Annotated in this window: 23 protein-coding genes; 8 read left to right on the top strand and 15 right to left on the bottom strand. The window is 66.6% G+C overall.

The features are described 5' to 3' along the window. Positions 1 to 44 precede the first annotated feature (44 nt). The gene (locus ACZ5YA_RS01845) at positions 45 to 1,820 is read left to right on the top strand and encodes an IlvD/Edd family dehydratase (RefSeq protein WP_464091924.1); all 1,776 of its coding nucleotides are present in this window, start codon (positions 45 to 47) and stop codon (positions 1,818 to 1,820) included. Positions 1,821 to 1,831: 11 nt separating this feature from the next. Continuing rightward, positions 1,832 to 2,515, top strand: coding sequence for a GntR family transcriptional regulator (locus ACZ5YA_RS01840; RefSeq protein ID WP_280014927.1), 684 nt, complete (start codon positions 1,832 to 1,834; stop codon positions 2,513 to 2,515). Positions 2,516 to 2,596: 81 nt separating this feature from the next. Here the strand turns inward: ACZ5YA_RS01840 and ACZ5YA_RS01835 are convergent, their stop codons facing one another. Both ACZ5YA_RS01835 and ACZ5YA_RS01830 read right to left on the bottom strand, forming a co-directional pair. Beyond that, positions 2,597 to 3,943 carry a type II toxin-antitoxin system HipA family toxin gene (locus ACZ5YA_RS01835; protein WP_464091923.1) on the bottom strand — a complete coding sequence of 449 codons (1,347 nt, stop codon included), beginning with the start codon at positions 3,941 to 3,943 and terminating at the stop codon, positions 2,597 to 2,599. A 3-nt stretch (positions 3,944 to 3,946) separates the two neighbouring features. Beyond that, entirely contained in the window at positions 3,947 to 4,204 is a 258-nt protein-coding gene (locus ACZ5YA_RS01830; RefSeq protein ID WP_013393124.1) for a helix-turn-helix domain-containing protein, read from the bottom strand. A gap of 298 nt (positions 4,205 to 4,502) precedes the next feature. Between ACZ5YA_RS01830 and ACZ5YA_RS01825 the strand changes: the two genes are divergently transcribed. Together ACZ5YA_RS01825 and ACZ5YA_RS01820 are read left to right on the top strand one after the other, a co-directional pair. After that, entirely contained in the window at positions 4,503 to 5,327 is an 825-nt protein-coding gene (locus tag ACZ5YA_RS01825; protein WP_118933886.1) for a class I SAM-dependent methyltransferase, read from the top strand. A gap of 308 nt (positions 5,328 to 5,635) precedes the next feature. Then, positions 5,636 to 6,436 (top strand): class I SAM-dependent methyltransferase, encoded by an 801-nt coding sequence (locus ACZ5YA_RS01820; protein ID WP_464091922.1) that lies wholly within the window; start codon positions 5,636 to 5,638, stop codon positions 6,434 to 6,436. A 35-nt stretch (positions 6,437 to 6,471) separates the two neighbouring features. Here ACZ5YA_RS01820 and ACZ5YA_RS01815 read toward each other — a convergent pair whose 3' ends face one another. From ACZ5YA_RS01815 to ACZ5YA_RS01775, 9 genes are all read right to left on the bottom strand, one after another. Further along, positions 6,472 to 8,130 carry a TRAP transporter large permease gene (locus ACZ5YA_RS01815; RefSeq protein ID WP_059378465.1) on the bottom strand — a complete coding sequence of 553 codons (1,659 nt, stop codon included), beginning with the start codon at positions 8,128 to 8,130 and terminating at the stop codon, positions 6,472 to 6,474. Between the two features lie 2 nt (positions 8,131 to 8,132). Then, positions 8,133 to 8,759 (bottom strand): TRAP transporter small permease subunit, encoded by a 627-nt coding sequence (locus ACZ5YA_RS01810; protein WP_118933888.1) that lies wholly within the window; start codon positions 8,757 to 8,759, stop codon positions 8,133 to 8,135. Positions 8,760 to 8,833: 74 nt separating this feature from the next. Next, the gene (locus ACZ5YA_RS01805; RefSeq protein ID WP_175163640.1) at positions 8,834 to 9,610 is read right to left on the bottom strand and encodes an ABC transporter permease; all 777 of its coding nucleotides are present in this window, start codon (positions 9,608 to 9,610) and stop codon (positions 8,834 to 8,836) included. Then, positions 9,607 to 10,416, bottom strand: a complete 810-nt coding sequence (locus ACZ5YA_RS01800) for an ABC transporter ATP-binding protein (RefSeq protein WP_059378461.1) — start codon at positions 10,414 to 10,416, stop codon at positions 9,607 to 9,609. The genes ACZ5YA_RS01805 and ACZ5YA_RS01800 overlap by 4 nt, the downstream gene beginning before the upstream one ends. Then, positions 10,413 to 11,438, bottom strand: coding sequence for an ABC transporter substrate-binding protein (locus ACZ5YA_RS01795; RefSeq protein WP_059378459.1), 1,026 nt, complete (start codon positions 11,436 to 11,438; stop codon positions 10,413 to 10,415). The genes ACZ5YA_RS01800 and ACZ5YA_RS01795 overlap by 4 nt, the downstream gene beginning before the upstream one ends. Before the next feature lie 63 nt (positions 11,439 to 11,501). Then, on the bottom strand, positions 11,502 to 12,722 hold the full coding sequence (locus ACZ5YA_RS01790; protein ID WP_419342954.1) for a xanthine dehydrogenase family Fe-S subunit: 1,221 nt from the start codon (positions 12,720 to 12,722) through the stop codon (positions 11,502 to 11,504). A gap of 5 nt (positions 12,723 to 12,727) precedes the next feature. Then, positions 12,728 to 13,555 carry an FAD binding domain-containing protein gene (locus tag ACZ5YA_RS01785; protein WP_306632992.1) on the bottom strand — a complete coding sequence of 276 codons (828 nt, stop codon included), beginning with the start codon at positions 13,553 to 13,555 and terminating at the stop codon, positions 12,728 to 12,730. Then, positions 13,552 to 15,954: a xanthine dehydrogenase family protein molybdopterin-binding subunit gene (locus ACZ5YA_RS01780; RefSeq protein WP_118933892.1), complete on the bottom strand. Its 2,403-nt coding sequence runs from the start codon at positions 15,952 to 15,954 to the stop codon at positions 13,552 to 13,554. Before ACZ5YA_RS01780 ends, ACZ5YA_RS01785 begins: the two co-directional genes overlap by 4 nt. 23 nt (positions 15,955 to 15,977) lie before the next feature. Continuing rightward, the gene (locus ACZ5YA_RS01775) at positions 15,978 to 17,081 is read right to left on the bottom strand and encodes a TRAP transporter substrate-binding protein (protein ID WP_059378455.1); all 1,104 of its coding nucleotides are present in this window, start codon (positions 17,079 to 17,081) and stop codon (positions 15,978 to 15,980) included. 403 nt (positions 17,082 to 17,484) lie between these two features. Here ACZ5YA_RS01775 and ACZ5YA_RS01770 point away from each other — a divergent pair, with 403 nt between their 5' ends. The 4 genes from ACZ5YA_RS01770 to ACZ5YA_RS01755 are packed head-to-tail and all read left to right on the top strand — an operon-like array spanning position 17,485 to position 20,965. Then, on the top strand, positions 17,485 to 17,799 hold the full coding sequence (locus ACZ5YA_RS01770; protein WP_054459045.1) for a non-heme iron oxygenase ferredoxin subunit: 315 nt from the start codon (positions 17,485 to 17,487) through the stop codon (positions 17,797 to 17,799). 2 nt (positions 17,800 to 17,801) lie between these two features. After that, entirely contained in the window at positions 17,802 to 19,100 is a 1,299-nt protein-coding gene (locus tag ACZ5YA_RS01765) for an NAD(P)/FAD-dependent oxidoreductase (RefSeq protein ID WP_464091921.1), read from the top strand. Positions 19,101 to 19,139: 39 nt separating this feature from the next. Further along, entirely contained in the window at positions 19,140 to 20,429 is a 1,290-nt protein-coding gene (locus ACZ5YA_RS01760; RefSeq protein ID WP_059378452.1) for an aromatic ring-hydroxylating dioxygenase subunit alpha, read from the top strand. Positions 20,430 to 20,446: 17 nt separating this feature from the next. Beyond that, a complete protein-coding gene (locus ACZ5YA_RS01755) occupies positions 20,447 to 20,965 on the top strand; it encodes an aromatic-ring-hydroxylating dioxygenase subunit beta (protein WP_059378451.1) in 519 nt (172 codons plus the stop codon). Between the two features lie 73 nt (positions 20,966 to 21,038). Here ACZ5YA_RS01755 and ACZ5YA_RS01750 read toward each other — a convergent pair whose 3' ends face one another. From ACZ5YA_RS01750 to ACZ5YA_RS01735, 4 genes are read right to left on the bottom strand one after another with little or no spacing between them, the layout of a single operon-like run. Beyond that, positions 21,039 to 21,659 (bottom strand): N-carbamoylsarcosine amidohydrolase, encoded by a 621-nt coding sequence (locus ACZ5YA_RS01750; RefSeq protein ID WP_251880699.1) that lies wholly within the window; start codon positions 21,657 to 21,659, stop codon positions 21,039 to 21,041. A gap of 30 nt (positions 21,660 to 21,689) precedes the next feature. Then, positions 21,690 to 22,739: a hypothetical protein gene (locus tag ACZ5YA_RS01745; RefSeq protein WP_059378448.1), complete on the bottom strand. Its 1,050-nt coding sequence runs from the start codon at positions 22,737 to 22,739 to the stop codon at positions 21,690 to 21,692. A 30-nt stretch (positions 22,740 to 22,769) separates the two neighbouring features. Beyond that, entirely contained in the window at positions 22,770 to 23,594 is an 825-nt protein-coding gene (locus ACZ5YA_RS01740; protein WP_118933897.1) for an alpha/beta fold hydrolase, read from the bottom strand. Between the two features lie 20 nt (positions 23,595 to 23,614). Then, on the bottom strand, positions 23,615 to 24,577 hold the full coding sequence (locus ACZ5YA_RS01735) for an amidohydrolase family protein (protein WP_059378445.1): 963 nt from the start codon (positions 24,575 to 24,577) through the stop codon (positions 23,615 to 23,617). Between the last annotated feature and the right edge of the window lie 110 nt (positions 24,578 to 24,687).

Here is a 24,687-nt window from a genome sequence, read left to right as displayed (position 1 = left end):
ATGATGCCGTCATCAGATTATCAATAATATTATCGAGATCAAAAATGAAGGACGAGACCAAGAACCACGCAGCTGCGCCGGGCCCTTTCAGCAGTGACGGCGCCACGGCGCGCGGCGTGGCCCGCGGGCTCACCAACTACGGCGACACCGGCTTTTCGCTGTTCCTGCGCAAGGCCTTCATCAAGGGAGCGGGCTTGACCGACGACGCCTTGTCGCGCCCCATCATCGGCATCGTCAACACGGGCAGCAGCTACAACCCCTGCCACGGCAACGCCCCGCAACTGATCGAGGCGGTCAAGCGCGGCGTCATGCTGGCCGGCGGCCTGCCCATGGACTTCCCCACCATTTCGGTGCACGAGAGCTTCTCCCAGCCCACCAGCATGTACCTGCGCAACCTCATGTCCATGGACACCGAGGAAATGATCCGGGCCCAGCCCATGGACGCCGTGGTATTGATCGGCGGCTGCGACAAGACCGTACCGGCCCAACTGATGGGCGCGGCGTCCGCCGGCGTGCCCGCCATCCAGCTGGTCACGGGATCCATGCTGACCGGCTCGCACCGCGGCGAGCGCGTGGGCGCCTGCACCGACTGCCGCCGCTACTGGGGCCGCTACCGCGCCGAAGAGATCGACGCGGCCGAGATCTCGGACGTGAACAACCAGCTGGTCGCCAGCGTGGGCACCTGTTCCGTGATGGGTACGGCCAGCACCATGGCCTGCATCACCGAAGCCCTGGGCATGATGGTGGCCGGCGGCGCGTCGGCCCCGGCCGTCACCGCCGACCGCGTGCGCGTCGCCGAGAAGACCGGCGCCACCGCCGTGGCCATGGCCGCCTCGCGCCTAACGCCTGAGCGCATCCTCAACGGCAAATCCATCGAGAACGCCCTGCGCGTGCTGCTGGCCATCGGCGGCTCCACCAACGGCATCGTGCACCTGACGGCCATCGCCGGCCGCCTGGGCATCGACATCGACCTGGCCGGACTGGACCGCATCAGCCGCGAAACGCCCGTGCTGGTCGACCTCAAGCCCTCCGGCCAGCACTACATGGAAGACTTCCACCACGCCGGCGGCATGCCGGCGCTGCTGCGCGAGCTGCGTCCCTACCTGCACCTGGACGCGCTGACCGTGTCGGGCCGCACGCTGGGCGAGGAACTCGACGACGCCCCGCCCGCTTTCCCGCAGGACGTGATCCGCACGGCGGCCTCGCCCATCTACCCCGTGGGCGGCCTGGCCGTGCTGCGCGGCAACCTGGCCCCCGGCGGCGCCATCATCAAGCAATCCGCCGCCAACCCCAAGCTGATGGAGCACGAAGGCCGCGCCGTGGTGTTCGAGGACGCCGAGGACATGGCGCGGCGCATCGACGACGAGGCGCTGGACGTCACCGCCGAAGACATCCTGGTGCTCAAGCGCATCGGCCCGACCGGCGCGCCGGGCATGCCCGAAGCCGGCTACATGCCCATCCCCAGGAAGCTGGCGCGCGCCGGCGTGAAGGACATGGTGCGCATCTCCGACGGCCGCATGAGCGGCACCGCCGCCGGCACCATCGTGCTGCACGTCACGCCCGAAGCCGCCATCGGCGGCCCGCTGGCCTACGTGCAGAACGGCGACCGCATCCGCCTGTCGGTGGCCAACCGCGAGATCGCGCTGCTGGTGGACGACGCCGAACTGGCGCGCCGCGCCGCGGCCCAGCCCATCGTCCGCCCCGTCGCCGAACGCGGCTACCGCAAGCTGTTCCTGCAGACCGTGACCCAGGCCGACCAGGGCGTGGACTTCGACTTCCTGCGCGCCGGCGTCACGCGCGACACCGTGCCCAAGAAGTAGGCGGCAAGCCCATGGACGCCCTCGCCCCCGACTCCGCGCCGGTACTGGCCCCGGACGCCGCGCAGGCCGCGGTCGCCATCCTGGAAGAAGACATCGTCTTCGGCCGGCTGCACCCGCGCCAGCGCCTGACCGAAGACGAACTCATGGCGCGCTTCGCGCTCAAGCGCCACGTGGTGCGCCAGGTGCTGGCCGACCTGGAGGCGCTGGGCGTGGTGGAGAAAAAGCGCAACATCGGCGCGGTCGTGCGCGCGTACGCGGTGCGCGAAGTCATGGAGCTGTACGCGCTGCGCCAGGTGCTGGAAGTGCATGCCGCCAGCCAGATCCCGCTGCCCGTGCCGCAGGCGCGGCTGGCGGCGCTGGTGGCCGTGCAGCGTGAACACGATGCCGCGGTCGCCGATGGCGACGCGCGTCGCGTGTTCCGCAGCAACCAGCGCTTTCATCGCGAGTTCTTCAGCCTGCTGGACAACGCGGTGCTGGGCCAGGCCATCGAGGAATACGCCCGCCGCACCCACCCCATCCGCTTCGGCTCGCTAGCCGCCGCCGGCTACCGCGAACGCGCCCGCCAGGAACACTGGGCCATGATCCACGCGCTGCGGGATGGCGACCGGGAGGGGTTGATGGCGCTGTGCCGGGAGCATCTGCTGCCGTCGCGGGACGCTTATCTGGCGGCGGAACAGGCGCGGCTGGGCGCTTAGGCGGCCGCAACCGCCATTCTTGCCCATCGCGCGGGAGACCTCGACTTCCGTTCATGGACATGACGCCGCTACCCTCGTTCGTCATGTCCGCTTTCGGGCGGGCGGAGCGATCATTTCAGAACGTCCTATAGCCGCGTTGGCGGACGCTGGAACATCTGGCGCCCCGAGCCCGGCATTCTCTATGGCAGCTTCAAGTCCGCGGTACTTCCTTTCCAGTTGAGCGCTCCGAAGCGAGCACATGCCCTCATTCCAAGCATGCACCATCTGTCTGGCGATCCATTTCCATCGCGGTTCATTCTTGGCCGCTTCTATGATCTCCTTGCCGACCTCCACAGCAGACTCACAGAGCTGTTCGACCATGTCCTGGTAGTCCCTGGGCGAGATATCCAGCCGAGCGGTGCAAAATCGCGAGAGCGCCTTGCCCGGCGACCAGGTCTTCCGGCCAGCCACGGCCAAGCCCGGCGCGCTGCTGAATTGTGGATACGCCTGGGTCGTCACCACGTCATACACCGGCGTGTAGCGCACATCCCCAAGGGTTGAGTAGTACACGGCAATGTTCTTGGCATGGCAATCGGAGTTTCGCACGACGTAGTTTGCAAGCGTCTGCCAAGCAAACAGCAAGTTCTGCTGGCGTCTGATGGCAGACGGAATATATGCCCTGGTCGCGCTCAGCGCCCGTTCTGTCGACGGACTGTATTTTTCGTGCGGCGGCAGGCCGAGCAGATTGCAGGCGTCCTCCACCCCATAGGCAGGACGTCCTTCAGTGTCCACATCGAAGCGATCCACCACCAGGATCCGTCCATCCGCGGACATCTGTGTTTGAACCACCGGCACAACGTTCAGGCGTGCGAGCACTTTCAATGTGTAGTGCTCGTTGAAACCCAGGAAGTCGGTCGCCTTATCCGAACCTTTGATGATGTGCTGGGCAGTGCGCAACGTCGTCTTGCCTGCGTCCTTCCCCGCGCCCAACCGTTCTTCTGGTGCAAGAAATTTTGGCACCACGCCTGATACCGCACTACGCGCGTAACGGCGCACCAGCTCTTCAAAAAGGGCAGCTGATTTCTCGGCGGTAAGCAGCTCTTCAATGTTCAACGGACTGAGGTCGACACCCGGCGCGGCACCTTCCACAGTCACGGCCACCCGGCCGATACCGGCCGCCCCGACCACGGCCAACAGTGAAAGATCAGTCCCATCCAGAAGAGGTCCAAACAGTTCGCGGATCACGCCGAGCAGGTAGCCTTCGGGCAGGTTCTGGCGAAAGAATGGATGCAAATCGCGTGGCCAACGCCACGCCTCTTGGCGTACCGGCATCGCCAGACTGACGAAACTGCTGTCCGGCGTGTCCGGCTCATATTGAAGAACATACTCGTCAGCCTCGCGATAGAGCTTGGCGACCTGCTGCCCGAGAACGTACACGTCCAGCCGCATAGCTCACTCTCCGCGTCGCTGTTCAGCAAGTATGTCTTCAACGGTCCGGCCATGGCCGCGCTTTACGAATTTGAGGTCATAACCCGCAGCATCCAGTAAACGAACCAGCGCGGACACACTCATGTCCCCACGCGCCACCGTTTCCATGCGCGTAACCGTCGTACGAGCAACGCCAGCGCGAGAGGCCAGTTCGTCTTGGGAAAGGCGATTCTGCTTACGGACGTTCTTCAGCATTTCCGCCACATCACCTAAAGTCGTCATTTGTAGCCCCTGGGCATCAAAACAAGGACATTCTATCCATTTTGTAGCCCAAAAGGCACAAAATGGATCGAACTAAACTATATGCGCCAGCCAACCATTCCACTCCCCAGGGGCTACAAAATCAGGCTGACTCCCGGAATATGAGGCCCAGGGGCTACAAGGATGTAAGCCTCTCGCATCGTTCCTCTCTTCGCCACACCTACTCGCATTGCCTAAAATAGAATTCCCGTCCGACACCGGACGAGGGCCAAGTTCAATCTGAAGACCGCTCCGCGCGGCCGCTTTGGAGTCGAACATCATGAACACCACCCCTGGCGATCGTGTTTTCTCCGGATCCATTCCGCAGTTCTACCAGCGGTACATGGTTCCTCTCGTCTTCCAACCTTATGCGGCGGACATCGCCGCGCGAACCGCAGCGCTGCGCCCTTCCGCCGTGCTGGAGGTCGCCGCAGGCACCGGGGCGGTGACGCGCCAGCTCGCGGACCAATTGCCCGCTGGCGCGGCCATCGTCGCGACCGACCTGAATCCGGCCATGCTGGAACAGGCCCAGGCCCTGGGCACAAGCCGCGCCGTCACCTGGCGCCAGGCCGACGCCCTGAAGCTGCCGTTTGAGGACCAGACCTTCGATGCCGTGGTCTGCCAGTTCGGCTACATGTTCCTGCCGGACAAGGCCGCAGCCTACGCCGAAGCGCGCCGGGTCTTGCGGCCCGGCGGCGCCTTCCTGTTCAACGTCTGGGACCGCATCGAGGACAACGCGTTTGCCGATACGGTGGAGCAGGCCCTGGCTCGGCTGTTCCCCGGCGACCCGCCCCGGTTCATGAGCCGGATTCCCCATGGCTATTACGACGCGGCCGTCATCAGAGCCGACTTGGCCCGCGCCGGATTCACCGACCGGCAGACGCTGGAAACCGTTGCCTTCGAAAGCCGTGCGGACACGCCCCAAACGGCTGCCATGGCCTATTGCCAGGGTACGCCGTTGCGCAACGAGATCGAGGCCCGCGGCGCGGACATGCTGGATCAGGCCGTCAATGCGGCGGCCGACGCGCTGCGTGCGCGCTACGGCGCGGGTCCCATCACAGGAAGAATCCAGGCGCATGTCATCACGGCGCCGCGCGGCGCGTAGTGGCGGGTCCGGCGCCGCGTCGAGCCTGCGCCGGTTCCAGACCGTCATTTGTCCCCGCCGCGCTGCCCGGGTTAAGCTTGCAACCCTCTCCCCTTTCACCGGAGCACTCAGAGTGAACAAGTAAATGCCGGGATGCCCACGCGCATCTTGACTCCCCGCGCTGCCTGGCGCGCGAGCCGCATTGCTTGTTCCATTCTGATGTCTTGCAGGACCCGGCGCCCATCGGCGCGCCGCGGATTGCCCCAGCAAGGCTCAGGCTCGCGGATTCCGCGCATCGGCAGTTTTCCCCTTCACACAAGGAAAACGCAATGCCTGCGACTGACACCACCATCGATATCTATCAACACAACCGCGCCGCCTGGGACCGCCAGGCCGCGCAGCAATGCGCCTGGTCGCAACCGGTCGGCCCCGAAACGATCGAGGCCGCGCGCCGCGGCGACTGGCGGGTGCACATCACGCCGCGCGCCCTGCCCGCGGATTGGCTGCCGGCGATGACTCCGGCTCCGCGCATCCTGTGCCTGGCCTCCGCCGGCGGCCAACAGGCTCCCGTGCTGGCCGCCGCCGGCGCGGACGTGACCGTGTTCGACGCTTCGCCGCTGCAGCTGGCCCAGGACGAGATGGTCGCGCGCCGCGACGGCCTGGCGCTCGCAACCGCGCAGGGAGACATGCGGGATCTTTCGGCGTTCGCCGACGCGTCCTTCGACTGCATCGTGCATCCGATCTCCAACCTGTACGTGCCTGACGTGCGGCCCGTATGGCGGGAGTGCTTCAGGGTGCTGAAGCATGGCGGCAGGCTGCTCAGCAGCTTCTACAACCCGGTCGTGTTCGTCGGAGACCGCGCGCCGGAACTGGCCGAACAGGGCCTGATCCGGCCGCGCTTCCGGCTGCCCTACTCCGACCTGCGCGACCTGAGCGCATCGGAACTGGCCGAAAAGCAGGGCCGGGGCGACGCGCTGGTGTTCGGGCACAGTCTGGGCGAACAGATCGGCGGCCAGCTGGAAGCCGGATTCCTGTTGAAGGGATTCTATGAGGATGAGCAGCCTCAGCCGCGCTTCCTGATCGACCGTTTCCTGCCGACGTTCCTGGCCACACACGCGGTCAAGCCCTGAAAATCAAGGGGCGCCCCCTGGGCGCCCCTGCCGCATCACTTGAACGGATTGGCATCCGCGCCGTAGGCGCTGCCCCCGTAGCCGCTGCCCCCGACCTCCAGCGAAACCGAACTGGGATCGACGACGGCGGCCGTGCCCTTGTAGTGCATCACCATGCCCGGGAACGCCATCACCGCGGCCACCATCAACAGCTGGATCACGATGAACGGCACCGAACCCCAATAGATCTGTCCCGTGGTGACCGGCTCGATCATCTTGCCCGTGACCCGGTCCTTGTAGCGGTCGCGCGGCGCCACGGATCGCAGGTAGAACAGCGCGAAGCCGAACGGCGGGTGCATGAACGAGGTCTGCATGTTGACGGCCAGGATCACGCCGAACCAGATCAGGTCGATGCCCAGCTTGTCGGCCACCGGCCCCAGCAGCGGCACGATGATGAACGCCAGTTCGAAGAAGTCCAGGAAGAAGGCCAGCACGAAGGTCAGGATGCTGACCACGATCAGGAAGCCCCACTGTCCGCCCGGCAGGCCGGTCAGCAGATGCTCGACCCACAGGTCGCCGTTGACGGCGCGGAAGGTCAGGCCGAACACGGTGGAACCCACCAGGATGAACACCACGAAGCAGGACAGCTTGGTGGTCGTGTCCATGGCCTGCTTGAGCAGGTCCAGCGACAGGCGGCGGCGCGCCACCGCCATCAGGATGGCGCCCACCGCGCCCATGGCGCCGCCTTCCGTGGGCGTGGCCACGCCGATGAAGATGGTGCCCAGCACCAGGAAGATCAGCGCCAGCGGCGGGATCATCACGAAGGTTACGCGTTCGGCCAGGGCCGACAGCAGGCCCAGGCCCAGCGCCTTGTTCACCAGCGCGATGACGAAGGCGGTCGCGCCCCAGAACAGCAGCGCCACCACGATGCGCTCGTCCATCGGCGCGGTGTTGTTCTCGACCCAGAGTCCCAGGAAGTAGGCCGACACGGCGGAAATCGTCATCAGCACCAGCAGTGAACGTCCGCCGCGGCCGCCGTTCGGCTCCTGGAAGCGGCGCGCCTCTTCCGGCAGCGCGGGCGCCGAATCCGGCTTCAGCAGGCTCATGATGACGACGTAGACGATGTACAGGCCCGCCAGGATGAAGCCCGGCACCATGGCGGCGCGGTAGATGTCGCCGATGGAACGTCCAAGCTGGTCCGCCAGGATGATGAGCACCAGCGAAGGCGGAATGATCTGCGACAGCGTGCCGGACGCCGCGATCACGCCGCTGGCCAGTTTGCGGTCGTAGCCGTTGCGCAACATGATGGGCAGCGAGATCAAGCCCATGGAAATGACCGAGGCCGACACCACGCCCGTGGTCGCCGCCAACATAGCGCCCACGAAGACCACCGCGATGGCCAGGCCGCCACGGATCGAGCCGAACAGCTGGCCTATGGTCTCCAACAGGTCCTCGGCCATGCCGGATCGTTCCAGCACCAGGCCCATCAGCGTGAAGAACGGCACCGCCAGCAGCGTGTCGTTGGAAATGATGCCGAACACGCGCTGCGGCAGCGCCTGGAACAGCGAGGAGTTGAGCAGACCCAGCTCCATGCCGACCAGGCCGAACAGAATGCCGTTGGCCGCCAGCGCGAACGCCACCGGAAAGCCCAACAGAAGAAAGATAATCAGCGTCGCGAACATGATCGGCGCCAGATTGGCAATGAGAAACTCCATGATCAGCGGCCCTTCTTATCCAGTTCGTTCTGCGCGGCCGCTTCGCGCGCCTGCGCTTCGCGGGCAATTTCCTCGGCCAGTTCTTCTTCCGCGCTCTTGGCGCCTTCGCGTTCGCGCGGATCGCGGCAGCGTCCCATCAGGAAGCCCACGCACTTGATCAGGTGCGACACGCCGGCCAGCACCAGCAGCGCGAAGCCCACCGGAATCAACAGCTTGACCGGCCAGCGGATCAGTCCGCCGGAATTGGAGGAATGCTCGTTGCTGAGGTACGAATCCATGAACACCGGCCAGGACAGGTACATGATCAGCAGGCAGGCGGGCAGCAGGAAGAACAGCACGCCGAAGATCTCGATCCCGATCTGGGCGCGGCGCGACAGCCGCGACGCAATGATGTCCACCCTGACGTGGTCGTTCTTCAGCAGCGTGTAGCCTGCGGTCAGCAGGAACATGGCGCCGAACATGTACCACTGCAGCTCCAGCCAGGCGTTCGAGCTGTCATGGAATATCTTGCGCATGATGGCGTTGCCGGCGCTCACCAGCACAACCAGCAGCGTGACCCAGGACACGGCCCGGCCCATGCGCAGATTGATCGCGTCTATGCCACGCGACAAGGCGAGTAGTGCTTGCATCTGTTTTCCCCAGAATCGTTTCTAATCACGCACCTGCCCCACATTCAGCCCGTGGTGCCCCGGGCTTGAACCTGTCAGTCGTCTTCGCGGTGGTGGCGCAGCCAGGGCGTCACGCGCCTTTCCAGCCACCCCAGCAAGGCGAACAGCAGCATGCCCATCAGGGCCAGCACGAAGATCGCGGCGAACACCCGCACCGTGTCGAAGGTGCCCTGGGCGCTCATGATCACGTAGCCCAAACCGCGCTGCGAGGAGACGAACTCGCCGACGATGGCGCCCACCAGCGCCAGCGAAATCGAGACCTTCATGCCCGCCAGGATCGAAGGCAGCGCGCTCGGCAGCCGCACCTTGAAGAAGAAATCGCGGCGCGAACCTTTCAGCACGCGGCCCAGGTCCAGCACGTCCTGCGGCACCGAGCGCAGGCCGTGGACGGTGTCCACGATCATCGCGAACACGGCGATCAGGAAGGCAATGGCGATCTTGGGTTCGGCGCCCGTGCCCATCCAGATCACGAACAAGGGCGCGATGGCGACCTTGGGCACGCTGTTCAGGGCCACGATCAAGGGATAGATGAAGCGTTCGAACCAACGCGATCCCACCAGCATGACGGCGATCGCGACGCCGGCCACCACCGCCAGCGCAAAGCCGGCCAGCGTGGTCATCAGCGTGTAGGCGGCATGGCCGGCGTACCAGCTCCATTCCGCGGCCAGCTCCAGCGCCACCTGGCCAGGCAGCGGCAGCATGATGGCGCGCACATGGAAAATCCGCGCCGCGGCTTCCCACAGCAGCAGGAAGACCAACACCGACACCAGCCCGGCCATGCGCCGGCCCGCGCCTTTCAAGAGCGCGCTCATTGGACGGACTCCACGCCGGACGCGGCGCGCGCGCCCTCGTCTATCAGGCCCATGCTCTGGAACATGCCGCGGATGTGCCGCACGTATTCGCCGAATTGCGGCGTCTCGCGCAGCGCCAGCGGCCGGGGCCGCGGCAGGTCGATTTCTATGGTTTCGAGGATGCGGCCCGGGCGCGGCGAGAACACCATCACCACGTCGCCCAGGAACACGGCCTCGGCGATGCCGTGCGTCACGAACAGCACCGTGTTGCGGGTTTCCATCCAGATCCGCTGCAGCTCGACGTTCATCTGGTCGCGCGTCAGCGCATCCAGCGCGCCGAAGGGTTCGTCCATGAGCAGCAGCTTCGGATCGTCCACCAGCGCCCGGCAGATGGCGGCGCGCTGGCGCATGCCGCCGGACAACTCGCGCGGGTAGCTCTCGGCGAACTTCTCCAGCCCGGTCAGGGCCAGCAGCGCGCGCACCTTGTCGGCATAGGCGGCCACCGGCTTGTGTGCGAATTCCACCGGCAGCAGGATGTTGCGGCGCACGCTGCGCCATTCCAGCAGCGCGTCGCGCTGGAACACCATGCCCATGCCGTCCGGCGGCCCCTGCACCGGCACGCCCTCCACCCGCAGCTCGCCGCTGGAGACAGTCTCCAGCCCGGCCACGCAACGCAGGAACGTGCTCTTGCCGCAGCCGCTGGGTCCCAGGATGCTGACGAAGCGGCCGCGCGGCACGTCTACCGACACCGACGCCAGCGCTTCGACGCCTGCCGCGCCCGGGTAGCGCTTGCGCACGTCCTTGGCGGACACGGCCCATTGCGTCATGGCTGCACCAGGCTGTCGTAGCGTTCCGGATGCACCAGGTCGGGCGCATAGAACGTGGCGGGCTGCGCGCTGGCGCTGATCAACCCGACCGTCGACAAGGTCGTTACGGCCTGCGTCCAGTCCTGCGGCACGATGGCGCCCAGCCGCGCGCCCGCCGCCGGCTGGCCGAAGTACGGCTGCAAGGCGTCGATCTGCCCGCGCAGCACCTTCTTGTCCAGCCGCGCCTGCGGCCGCTGCGCCAGGATGGCGGCGACCGCCTCGTCCTGGTGTCCCGCGTAGATGTACTCCCAGGCCCGCGCGCTGACGCTGGCAAAGCGCGCGATGGCATCGCGCCGCTGTGCCAGCTTGGACTCATTGGCAAACAGGCCGAAGCTGGGCATGTTCAGGCCGTAATCGGCGAAGCGCACCGCGCTGGACGGGCGGTTCTGCGACACCACGGGCAGGAAGAACGGAATGGTGGAGAATGCCGCGTCGGCCCGTCCCACGGCATAGGTCGATGCCTTGCTGGCGGCATCCACGTTGATGAGTTCCAGATCGCTCTTCTTGAGCTTGCCCGCGGCCAGGAAGGCGTCGATGAACGGCGCTTCCAGCGAGCCCGCCGTATAGGCCACCTTCTTGCCCTTGAGCTGCGCCGGGCCGGTGATGCCGGCGTCGGCCGGGACCAGCAGCCCGATATCGCTCTGCCGGGCGAAAACGGCCACGGCCTTGACCGGCATGCCTTTCTCGCGGGCGATCATGGCCGAAGCCAGGGCGGCATGGCCCAGGTCGAAGCTGTCGCCGGCGCCGACGATCTGCACCGTCGTGACGGATCCGTTGCCGTCTTCCAGCGTCACGTCCAGGCCGGCCTGCTTGTACCAGCCTTTCTGCTGCGCCAGGTGGAACGCGCCGTGCACGCCCCAGGGCGTCCAGTCCAGCCGCACCTTCAAAGGCTCCAAAGCCTGGGACCAGGCGGGCGCGCTGAGCGCGACAGCGGCCAGGCCCAACAATGCGTTGCGCCAGTTTCTTGCGAATACCGCGAGCATGATTTTCCCCGTTATGTGTCGACACTGTGCGGCCGCGCCCGCGGCCGCCGGTACCACGCGTGTTCAGCCGCCGCGGCCGAACCACCGCTTGATGCGCGCCCACAGCACGCTGAAGAACATGGCCGTGGGATTGAAACTGGCCTGGACCGGCGCTTCGCCCGCGGCGGCGGGCCGGCGCAGCCGGGCGGTAACGTTGTTGCCGAAATCCGCGATCATGCGGCGCACGAAGTCCTGCACCAGGCCGGAACGCGAGAACTGCGCCAACGGTCCCTGCAGCGAATACAGCAGGTTCACGTGGACCTGCGTTTCCGTAGGCGACAGCGCCTCCACGCGATACGTGATGTCGCCGTTGGCGCGCGACTGGCTGAGCGAGTCCTGCCCTGCCCCGCGGAACACCGCCTGCATGGCGGCGTCGTCGCGTTCCAGGCGGGCCGCGCCATTGAAGGCGGCGGACATGGGGCCGAACTTGATCGCGATCTTGCCCTTGACCCGGTCGCCCTCGTGCTCCTCGATCGAGGCGCCCGGCAGGCAGCTGGCCAGGGCCGGCAGATCCACCATGAAGGCCCAGACCTCCGCAGCCGGGAAAGGCACCTTGAAGCCGCCGTCGATCTGGCTGCCACGGCCTTCCTTCTTGCCTTCCTTCCTACCGGCCGGGGCGGCTGCCGGAGCCGGCGCCGCAGCGGCGCTTGCAGCCGGCTGGCTGGCCGCGGCCGGCGTGAACCCCGCGAACGCCACCGGCTTTTCCGCCGCAGGCGCGGCGCCGCGGCCCTGCGCCTGGGCGGCGCGCAGCGCCTCTACCGCGGGGTCGGGTTGTTCCCGGAGCTCGGCCAGCACCGACATGACGGCGGCGACGATGCCCATGTAGCCGGTGCAGCGGCACAGATTGCCGGACAGCTCGACACGCACCCGGCCTTCGTCCGCATCCGGCAAGCGCAGCACGATATCGCGCGAGGTCGCCAGCATGCCCGGGGTGCAATAACCGCATTGCAAGGCGTGGTGCCTGGTAAAGGCCGCGCGCAGCCGCTGCATCACCGGATCGGCGTCATAGCCTTCGATGGTGGTCACCTGCCGGCCTTCGCAGGCCACTGCGAAGGAGATACAGGAGCGCACCGGCGCGCCATCCACCAGCACCGTGCAGGCGCCGCAGACGCCGTGCTCGCAGCCAAGATGGGTGCCGGTCAGGCGCGCCTGATCCCGCAGGAAATCCCCCAGATGCATGCGCGCTGGCGCCTCGTGCGACACGCGCTTGCCGTTTACTTCCAATGTCACCTGAACCATGCTCATTCCTGTCAACCCAAGGCCTGCGCCAGGCAGCGCGTCACCGCGGTCCCGTGCAGCTTGCGATGGTGTTCATCCTTGTCCTGCATGACGCCGGCCAGCTCGCTGGCCAGCAGCGCTTCATCCAGGCCCGTCAGTCCGTGCTGCGCGATGCGCGCGGCCAGTTGGGGCAGCAATCTGGGCGCGCCGTCCAGGGCCCCCACCGCGATGCGCGCCGTCTTCGAGGACGGATCGAACCACGCGGCGCAACTGGCCTCGGCGAATTCGCCGGTCTTGCGGCAGAACTTGTAGTAGCCCCAGCGCGCCTGCGGCCCGGCTTCCGGGATGTGCACCGCGGCGATCAGCTCGTCTTCACGCAGCCCGGTGGTGTAGGCGCCCTGCATGTAGTCTTCCGCCGGCAGCATGCGCACGCCGTCCGGCCCGGCGATCTCCAGCGTCGCGCCCAGGCCGACCACGGTCAGCACCCAGTCGGCGGCCGGATCGGCATGCGCCAGGCTGCCGCCCAGCGTGCCGCGGTTGCGGATGGCGCGATAGGCGATGCCCGGCGCCACCTGCTGCATGGGCGTCCCGCGCAACAGTTCGTGCACGCCGTCCTCGATCTCGGCATGGGTCACGGCCGCGCCGACGCGCAGCCTGCCATCCTGCCGCGAGACCGTGCGCAGTTCGGACAAACCGGAGATGTCGATGACGACGGGCGGACGCGCCAGGCGCAGGTTCAACATGGGACCCAGCGATTGGCCGCCGGCCATTAGCTTGGCGCGGCCCTCGTGCCCGCGCAGCGCCCGCAAGGCGTCCTGCAGCGTGTCCGGGCGAGAATATTCGAATGCGGCGGCCTTCATGCCGTCACCTCCGCGGCGACGGTTGCGGTTTTGCGGCTGCCCTGAGCGATGGCGGCCAGCACCCGGGTCGGAGACAAGGGCGTGCGCAGCAGTTCGGCCGCGCCCAACGGCCGCAGCGCGTCGTTGACCGCATTGAACAGCACCGCCGGCGGCGCGATGGCGCCGCCCTCGCCCATGCCCTTGGCGCCGAATTCGGTATGCGGCGACGGCGTCTCGAAGTGGTGCAGGCGCATGTTCGGAACCTCGGTGGCCCCAGGCAGCATGTAGTCCGCCAGGGTCGAAGCCAGCGGCTGGCCGTTGTCGTCGTAAGGCGTTTCCTCGTAGAACGCGGTGCCTATGCCCTGGGCCACGCCGCCTATGGTCTGGCCTTCGACCACCATGGGGTTGATCATGGTCCCGCAGTCCTCCACCACTACATAATCCAGAATTTCCACGCCGCCCGTGCCCGGGTCCACCGCCACCACCGCCGCATGGGTGGCATAGGTGAAACAGCCGGTGTCGACCTTGGGCTTGTAGCCCACGGTGACTTCCAGGCCGGCGGGGTCCACGTCGGGCGGCAGCAATTGCGGCCGCAAGTACCATGCGTCGGCCACGTCCTTGACCGACACCGATTTGCCGCCGGCTTCCAGCCGGTCGCCGTTCCAGGCCACGCTGGCGGGGTCGGCCTGCAGCAGATGCGCGCCGATATGCGTGAGCCGCGGCAGCAGGCGCTTGCAGGCCTGCGACACGGCGCCGCCGGACATCACCAGCGAACGCGAGGCGTAGGTCCCGGTGGAAAACGGCGTCTGCCCCGTATCGCCGTGCAGCAGCTTGATGCTGGCGACGTCCACGCCCAGGATCTCATTGGCGATCTGGGCGAAGGTGGTTTCCATGCCCTGCCCGTGTGAATGCACGCCGACCCGCAGTTCCAGCCCGCCGTCCGGCGTGACCCGCGCGGTCGCCTGGTCGAAGCCCGGTATCACGGGCGTGCCCCAGGCGGCGAACACCGAAGTGCCATGCGCGGCCTGCTCGGTGTACGTCGCCAGGCCCACGCCGATGAGGCGGCCGTCCGCCTCGCCTTGGCGCTGACGCTCGCGGACGGCGTCCACCCCTATCATGTCCATGGCCTGCTGCAGGCTGGCCGGATAATCGCCGCTGTCCAGGTGCTTGCCGGTGACGTTGACATAGGGCATCTGCTCGCCCTGCACCAGGTTCTCCTGGCGGATTTCCCAAGGCTCGCGCCCGACCTCGCGGGCGATCGCGTCCATCGTCAGTTCCATGGCGAAACACACGCCGGTGCGCGCCACGCCGCGATACGGCACGAAGCCCGGCTTGTTGGTGGCCACCGCCCGCGTCACGCAGCGATAGCCCTTGAATGCATAAGGTCCCGGCAGGTTGCCGATGGCCTGGCCCGGTTCCAGGCCGATGGTGAACGGCCAGACCGAATAGGCCCCGCCGTCGATGGTGATCTTGGCGTCCAGCGCCAGCAGCTTGCCGCGGCGGTCGGCGTAGGCCACCATTTCATAATGGTGCTCGCGCGAATTGGCGCCCGCGGTCAGGTGTTCGCGGCGGTCTTCGATGAAGCGGAACGGCTTCTTGAAGGTCTTGGCCAGCCAGGCCACGCACAGCTCTTCCTGCTGCAGCACGCACTTGTAGCCGAAGGCGCCGCCCACGTCCGGCGACACCACCCGCACCCGGCCCTGCTCCAGGTCCAGGCACTGGGCCAGCACGCTGCGGATCATATGCGGCACCTGGGTCGCGCTGACCACCACCAGCTGGTCGGCCTGATGGTCCCAGTAGGCCAGCACGGCCTTTCCTTCCATCGGCACCATGCATTGCCGCGACAGGTCGATCTTGCGGCGCACGACCACGTCGGCCTGCGCCGCCAGCTCGTCGAACTGCTTGTCGACGTTGAGCGTGACGAAGACATTGTCGCGCCACTGCTCGTGCACGAAATCGCCCTGGGCGGCCTGGGCGCTGACGACGTCCGCATACACCGGCAGATCGTCGTAGTCGACCTCGATCATCTCGGCGTAGTCCTCGGCTTCGGCGCGGGTCGGCGCGAACACCATGGCCACGGGCTCGCCCACGAAGCGCACCTTGCCCGAGGCCAGCGGCGGCTGGGCCGAGACCTGGTAGCTGGGCAAGGTGGAATCCGCCACGATGTCGCGCGCGTCGGCCATGGCCTGACGCACAAACGCCTTGTCCGCGATCTGCTCGGCCACGCGCACCGAGGCGATGCGCGCATGCGCCAGCGGACTGCGCAGGAAAGCCACCTCGCAGAGACCGGGCATGGCCATGTCGGCCACGAAATTGCCCTTGCCGTGCAGATGGCGCGCGTCCTCCTTGCGCGGCACCCGCGCGCCTACTCCCTGCGGCTTGCCTGGCCGGCCGTGCGTATCGGCGTTTGCTGTCGTCATGACTACCCTTTATCTCCTGCTTGTTATTTGGCCTGGGCCTTCGCCACGGCGGCGAAGGTGTAGTTGTCCAGCGGGCTTTCAGCCACGCGGAACCAGGCCGCCTGCTCGGCCTGGAATTTCTTCCAATCGGGGAAGATGGCGGCAAAGTCCGGGTTCTTGGCCGAGAGCTCGACCCACAGTTCCTGCGAGGCGTTGTACGCCGCGTCCATCACTTCCTTGGGGAAGAAGCTGACCTTGGCGCCGCCGGCAATCAGCTTGCGCAGCGCCAGCGGATTGCGCGCATCGTAATTGGCCAGCATGCGCATGGTCTGCTCGCCGGCCGCCGCCTCGAACGCGGCCTGGTAGGCCGGCGGCAGGGCTTCCCATGCCTTGTCGTGCACCATGCTGGTGATCGAGGCGCTGCCTTCGAACCAGCCCGGCGAGTAGTAGTACGGCGCCACCTTGTTGAAGCCCAGCTTCTCGTCGTCGTAGGGGCCGATCCATTCGGCCGCGTCGATGGTGCCCTTTTCCAGCGCGGGATAGATGTCGCCCGGCGGGATCTGCTGCGGCACCGCGCCCAGCTTGGACAGCACCATGCCGCCGATGCCGCCGATGCGCATGTTCAGGCCCTTCAGGTCGGCGACGGACTTGATTTCCTTGCGGTACCAGCCGCCCATCTGCACGCCGACGTTGCCACAGACGTGGTTGACGATGTTGTACTTCTTGTAGAGCGCGCGCAGCATCTTCAAGCCGCCGCCGTAGGCGATCCAGGCGTTGTGCTGGCGCGCGCTCAGGCCGAAGGACAGGCCGGTGTCGAACGTCAGGGCGGTGTTCTTGCCGATGTAGGCCGTGCTCAGCACGTGGTTGCATTCCACCGTGCCATTGCTGACCGCGTCCATGTTCTGCGCCGCGGGCACCAGTTCGCCGCCGGGAAAGGCGCGGATCTCGAACTTGCCGTCGGTCAGCTGCGCCACGCGCTTGCAGAGTTCTTCGGCCGAGCCGTAGATGGTGTCCAGGCTCTTGGGCCAGCTGGTGGACATGCGCCAGCGCACCGACGGCGCGGATTGCGCCACGGCAGGCATGCCCACAGTGGCGAGGCCCGCGCCGGCTGCGCCGGCGGCTTGTGCGAGGAAACGGCGTCGTTGCATTCATTGCTCCCGATCTGGTTCGATTGAGTCCCCTTGGACCCGCCTCAACTCATGCCAACGCCACTCGCGTACACCCGAAAAAAACGTTAGCACACTGAATTGTTGATCAGCATACTGACAGTAATTTTGAGTGTCAACAAGGTAAATCCCCACTGCCGACGCCCGCGAAACGCCTGGGTTTGCACTCATTTCGGCGAATTTTTTTCACGACTCCGAGGGCTATTTGCGGGTACTCCTTACATATAGCGGACGGCCGCGATTGCGGGCTGCGAACGCCGTGCATAATAGGCCCCCGCCGCCGCCCTTCGACCCGTCGCCTGTCGGGGAAATCCCTAGCTCCTGACTTGTTTTTTTAGGCAGTACACTGACGACAATTACTCAGTATACTGACGAGCGAGTTGATATGAACTGGATCCGCATTGCCTCTACCGACCAACTGACCGAAGACGACGAGGTGATCCCCGTCGCCGCCGGCGAAAAACAGCTTGCGCTGTATCGCATCGAAGGCGAGTTCCACGCCTCCGACAATGTCTGTACCCACGCCTACGCGCTGCTGTCGGACGGCTATCTGGAAGACGGCTGCATCGAATGTCCGCTGCACCAGGCCAAATTCGACATCCGCACCGGCCAGGCCATGTGCGCGCCCGCCACCACCGGCATCCGCATCTATCCGGTCAAGGTCGAAGGCCAGGACATCTATGCCAACCTGCAAGGCTGACCATGGCTGACGCAGATCCGATCCTCATCATCGGCGCCGGCCAGACCGGCGCGGTGGCGGCGGCCACGCTGCGCGGCCTGGGCCACGCTGGCCCCATCACGCTGATCGGCCAGGAAGCGCACGCGCCCTACGAGCGTCCGCCCCTGTCCAAGGACGTGCTGCAGAACCCCGGCGCGCACGGCCAGACCGCAGTGCACCCCCAAGACTTCTATGAACAGCAAGGCGTCACCCTGCTGACCGGCATCGAGGCCTTGCGGATCGACGCTGCCAAGCGCCTGGTCGAACTGGCCGACGGCCGCAGCCTCCCCTATAGCCGCTGCCTGCTCGCCACCGGCGGGCGCGCGCGCGAACTGCCCAGCCTGCCGCGCGGCACGCCGGGCGTGCATTACATCAGGACGCTGGACGATGCCGCGGCGCTGCGCGCCGGCCTTACGCCGCAGGCGCGCGTAGCCGTCATCGGCGGCGGCTTCCTGGGCCTGGAGGTGGCGTCCACCGCACGCGCCCTGGGCGCCGCAGTCACCGTGCTGGAAAGCGCGCCTCGCCTGCTGGAACGCGTGCTGCCCGCGGCCCTGTCGGATTGGCTGGCCGAACGCGTCCGCCACGCCGGCGTGGACCTGCGCCTGGATGCGCGCATTGTCCGCACCGACTGGCAGCCCCATGCGGATACCGCTGTGCGGCATCAGGCGCGCTTCAACATTGGATTGCAGGACGCCTCCTCCATCGATGCCGACGTGGTGGTCGTGGCCATCGGCCTGGTGCCCGACGTGTCGCTGGCCGCGCAGGCCGGCCTGGCGCTGGACCCCGCCAATGGCGGCATCGCGGTGGACGCCGCCTGCCGCAGCAGCGACCCTTATCTATATGCGGCCGGCGATTGCGCCAGCCAGCACCGGCGCCACCTGAACATGGCGCTGCGGCTGGAATCCTGGCAGAACGCCAACGAACAGGCGCGCGCGGCCGCGGCCGGCATGCTGGACCAGCCCGCGCCGGCCGAGCCCTATCCGTGGTTCTGGACCGACCAATACGGCTGCAACGTGCAGATGCTGGGCCTGCCCCAGCCGGACCTCGTCTATGCCTGCCGCGGCGTGCCCCAAGCGCAGGCCGAGGCGCCCAAGTTCATCTGGCTTGGCCACCGCGACGGCGTGCCGGTGCATGCCATCGCCATCAACGCCGGCGGCGACCTGCGCCAGCTGCGCGTGCTGTTCGAACAAGGCATCGCCATCGATCCCGAGCGCTACGCCGACGAAACCGTGGCGCTCAAGCCGCTGGTGAAAGCCTGCCAGCAGAACGCCGCCGCGTCCTGAACCCCACCAATACCGCCCCCGCATCGACAGGAGCTTTTCATGTATCAATCGCAAACCGTCATCGGCCTTACGATGGCGTCCAAGGACACTGCCCTGGCCGACTGTGTCTGGCCGGAAGACGCGCTGCACTACATCCCGGACTGGGTCTACACCAGCCGCGCCGTCTACGACCAGGAAGTGGAGAAGATCTTTCACGGCAAGACCTGGAACTACGTGGCCCTGGAAGCCGAGCTGCCGAACGCGGGCGACTACAAGCGGTCCTACGTCGGGCCGACCCCGGTGGTGGTGTCGCGCGCCGAAGATGGCTCGGTAAATGTGTTCGAGAACCGCTGCGCCCACCGCGGCGCGGAGTTCTGCCGCCACAGCCAGGGCAACGCCAAGGAATTCGTCTGCCCCTACCACCAGTGGTCCTACGACCTCAAGGGCAATCTGCAGGGCATCCCTTTCAAGCGCGGCGTGAACCGCGAAGGCGGCATGCCCAAGGACTTCAAGAACGAAGACCACGGCCTGCGCAAGCTGCGCGTCACCACGCGCAACGGCGTCATCTTCGCGTCCTACAGCGATGAGGTCGAACCCATCGAGGAATACCTGACGCCGGAGATCCTGGCCGATTTCGATACCGTCTTCCCGGGCAAGAAGCTCAAGATCCACGGCTACTACCGCAACGAGCTGCCGTGCAACTGGAAGATGTACCACGAGAACCTGAAGGATCCGTACCACGCGACGCTGCTGCATTCGTTCCTGGTGGTGTTCGGGCTGCTGGTGGCGGGCAACAAGTCCGCCATGCTGGTCGACCCGGTGCATGGCCGCCACGGCACCATGGCCTCGGCCAAGAGCGAGGACAAATACGCCAACGTCAGCGAAGAGAACAAGAAGGAAATGCGCTCCTTCCACGATGGCCTGCACCTGCAGGACGACCGCTTCCTGGAGTTCGTCAAGGAATTCGATTCGCCCTGGTCGGTCACCATGCAGACCGTCTGGCCCAACCTGATCGTGCAACGTGAAATGAACACGCTGGGCGTGCGCCAGATCGTGCCCAACGGACCCGACAGCATGATCATGCAATGGACCATGTTCGGCTACGAGGACGACACGCCCGAGATGGAGCGCCACCGTCTGCGCCAGGGCAACCTGATGGGGCCGGCGGGCTTCCTCGGCCTGGAGGACAACGAAGCCATGAAGTTCGTGCAGGAAGGCGTGCGCCGCGCCAGCACCGACGTCAACGTGCTGAAGCTGGAGTCCGGCAAGCAAGGCACCTCCAACACGCTGATCTCGGAAGCCGCGATCCGCTCCATGTACAGCTATTACCGCAGCGTGATGGGCTTCTGAGGCAGGAACCAGGAAACATGAGAACCCGATTCGAATACTCCCCCCGCAAGATCGATCCCGCGCGCGCCATCGCGCTGCGACTGGAGATCGAGGAATTCCACGCCGACTACTGCGCCGCCCTGGATGCGGGCCAGGTCGAGGCCTGGCCGGACTTCTTCACCGAGGACGGCCTGTACCGCGTCACCGCGCGCGAGAACGCCGAACTGGGCCTGCCCGTCGGCCTGGTGTACTCCGAAGGCCGCGCCATGATGCATGACCGCGCCGTGGCCATTTCACGCACCCAGATGTTCGCCCCGCGCTACATGCTGCATCTGGTCAGCAATACCCGCGTCATCAGCGAATCCGCCAACGGCGAGATCGAGTCCCAGGCCGCGTTCATGCTGATGCAGACGCTGGTGGAAGGCCCCACCACGCTGCACCTGGCCGGCACCTACTACGACCGCTACACGCGGCAGGACGGCGTGCTCAAGCTGAAGGAACGGCAGGTGGTGTATGACACCACCATCCTGGCCAACGACCTGGTCTATCCCGTCTAGAACGCGGGAGACCAACACAAAAGGGTTGCGCCGGCGAGGCGCAACCCTTTTTTTTCCCGCACGCCGCGCCGGTTCAGGCCTGCGTGGCGCGCACGGCTTCGTCCCGCGTCAGCACGGTGGCGTACTTCTGCTGCATGTCGAAGAGGTTGGCGTCATGCGGGCCGATGGCGCGGTCGCCCACGCAATCCGACACCACCAGCGGCCGGAAGCCGTACTGCATGGCATCCACGACGCTGGCCCGCACGCAGCCGCTGGTGACCGCGCCCGCCACCAGCAGCGTCTGCACCCCGCGCTGCGACAGCCAGGCCGCCAGGCTGGTGCCGAAGAACGCCGAGGGCACCGTCTTGCGCACCACCAGCTCGCCGGCCGCGGGCGCAAGCAGCGGCACGATGGCGCTGTTGTGGTCCGCTTCCTTCAGCGTCAGCATGCCCGGCACCTTCAAGGTGAAGATGTTGTGGTCCGCGTCGTCATCGGCGAACACGATGCGGCTGTGCGCCACCGGCCAGCCCTGCTTGCGCGCATGCGCCAACAGGCCCACGGTCTGTTCGATGGCCTGGGGGATATTGCCGCCGCCAAACACCGCCGGATCGGCAAAGCCGTTGACCAGGTCCACGATCAGCAGGCCGTAGGGCGCCTTGGGCGCCATCGCCGTGCCGAAGCCCTGGCGCGCGTAGGCCGAGATATCGTCATTCATGTAGGGAACTCCTAGTACGGTGATTGCGTGCTAAGCCTGGGGGCCGGCGCCGTCCAGCACCTTGCCCTGGCGCACTACGTCTTCCCCGTCCAGCCGCACCGTGCAGGCGCGCAGGGGGATGTCGATGTGGCAGGTGGTGGTCCGGTTGCCGCCCGCTTCGTTGTTGGGGCCCAGCGAGAACAGGAAGTTGCCCTCATAGGCCCGCGCGTCCATGCCTATAGTGGCTTCGCGGTCGTACAGGCCCAGCGTGGTCCAGTGCGCGCGCGGCTGCAGGCCCCAGCCTATGTGCGAAATCGCGTAGGCTTCCGGATCCTTGAACGAGGCCACGTACTCGCGCAGCAGTTCCGCATCCACGCCGCCGTCGATGCGCGTGGCGTAGCCGTTCTCTACGGTCAGCTCGATGGCCGAGCGCACGTAGAGCTTCTGCGGCAGCAGGATGTCGCCGACGTCGATCACGATCTTGCCGTTGGCGCCGCCTTCGTTCGGCCAGGTCAGCACGAAGCCGCTGGGCCAATGGTCCCAGCGCCCGGGTTCATCGACGAAGCCGTACTCGCTGATGGCCGGGAACTCGCCCAGCGGGCAGCGCAAGTCCGTACCCGCCTCCGATACCACGCTCATCTCGCGCGCCGCGCCGATGCGCGCGGCCGCCGCCTTGACCCGCGCGCGGTCGGCCTCGGTCGGCACCAGCCGCGCCAGCACTTCCGGCGGCTCCACCGCCAGCAGGATCTTGGTGCCGGTGGCCAGGATCTCGTGCTGTTCCGGGGAGAACAGCAGCGTCATCAGGTCCAGCACCAGGTCGCTTTCCTTCAGGGCCGCAATGGCGGCCTTGTTGCCGGTCAACGGCGTGGTGCCCAGGTAGGCCAGCGAGTCCCGGCTCAGCGCCCGCTCGCCATTGACGGGCGGCAGGTCCAGACGGTTCACGATGGCGCCCATGGCTTGCGTCGCGATCAACGCCGTCGCCAGGGTTTGCGGATGGGTAGCCGCGCTGGTCAGCACCGTGACGGTCTGCCCCGCTTGCAGCTTGGACAGGGTCAATACCTGCTGCCAGGCCTTCACCATTTCGTAGTCGCTTATAGGCATGATGCCCTCCTTGCTTGACGGTCGCGCGCTTCAGCCACGCGCCAGCGGCGCGCCCAGGAAATCGCCGAAGGCGGCATAGAAGCCTTCCTCGTTGTCCCACGGAATCATGTGGCCGGCGGCGGGCACGCGGTGATGTTGCGTGCCGGGAGCCAGGCGTTGGATCTCGGCCACGTCGGCGTCCAGCACCACGTCGCCCCGCTCCGCCGTGATCAGCAGGACCGGCACGTCCAGGAGCGGCAGGTCGGCGTGGATGTCGTCGCTCTGGAAGGCCTCGAAGCTCTGGATGATGGCGCGCTCGTCGCAGGTGTGCAGCCATTCGGCGCGCAGCTGGCGCTGCTCCTCGGTCCAGGTCGGGCAGAACGCGCGCATGGCCTCGGCGTCCATGCCGTGGCGCGCCTGCGCCATGGAATCGACATACCAGGGCAGTTTGGCGGGATACGGCCGGCGGCCGGGACCGGACACCGGCGGGTCCACCAGGACCAGGCGGCTCAGTCCTGCCGGCTGGCCGCGCCCGGCGCGCACGCCGATGCGTCCGCCCATCGAATGGCCGACCACGCTGTAGCGCGCCAGGCCCAGCGCCTCTGCGAAGGCCAGCACGTCGGCGGCCTGCGCGTCCAGGCTGTAGTCCAGCGTGGCGCCGGCTGCGGACAGGCCGCGGCCGCGCACGTCCAGCACATAGGTGTCGAAAGCCGCGCCGAAGCGCTCGCCGACGAAACCCCAGGTGACCGCCGGGCTGGTGATGCCCGGCACGATGATGACTGGATCGCGCCCAGCGCCGCGTTCGCCGCCGTAGCGCAGATAATGCTGGCGGATCCCATTGGCATGGACGTTGCCGCCATACAGGAAGTTGCTCATGTCAGTCTCCCGGGCTGGGCTCAGAGTTTGAACAGGCGTCGCGCGTTGCCGTTGCAGATCAGTTCGCGGGTCGCGTCGTCCATCGGCGTCTGCTCGATGAATTCCACGGCCAGCGCGGTCGATTCGTAGGGATAGTCCACCGAGAACATCACGGCCTCGCGGCCCATTTCGGCGATGGCGGCCATCAGCGTGGGAGGCGAACAGACCCCGGACGTGGTGATGAGGATGTTGCTGCCCAGGTATTCGGAAGGCGCGCGCGCCAGCTTGATGCCGTGCGAATAGACCGCGAAGCGGCTGTCGAAGCGCCAGCGCAGGAACGGCAGGCCTTCGCCCATGTGGCCAAGGATCAGCTTGACCGCGGGGAACCGGTCGAACACGCCGCCGAACAGCAGGCGCAACGCATGGGTGGCGGTTTCGACGCCCCAGCCCCAGCACGCGCCCACCAGCTCGGGGTGGCCCGAGTAGGCCTGCGGAATGACGTAGGGATCGGACGGGTGCAGGTAGACGGGCACGTCCAGCTCCTGCACCTTTTCCCAGAACGGGTCGTAGGCGCGGCCGTCGTAGTACACGCCATTGGTGTGGCCGTTGATCAGCGCGCCCTTGAAGCCCAGCTGCTTGACGCAGCGCTCCAGTTCGGCTGCGGCGACCAGCGGATCATGCATGGGCACGGTGGCGAAGGCGCCGTAGCGCGTCGGGTGGCGGGCCACCTGCTCGACCAGGAAGTCGTTGTTTTCCTTGGCGCGGCGCAGCGCGACGGCGGCGTCGGCTTCGGCCTGCACGCCCGGCCCGGTCTGCGACAGGATGACGTAGTCGATGCCGCCGCGGTCCATTTCGCCCAACCGGACTTCGTCGAAATCCACCAGGCGCGCGGCCAGGTCGGCCAGCACGGCGGGATCGATGTGCTGCGCGAAGCTCTTCGAATAGTCCTTGAATCCGACCGCGGTGTAGTGCTCCTCAAACGCGATCTTGCGTACTTTGCTCATTCCCCTACTCCCAGTTTGATGGCGCGGACCCTGTCCTGCCACGGCGCGTCAGCATTGTTTATCAGTACACTGACTATTACATCGGAACAATCGGAATCGCGCGCAGCCGC

Source organism: Achromobacter sp. JCM 18799 (assembly GCF_055395645.1).
This window is presented reverse-complemented; position numbering and strand designations above follow the sequence as displayed.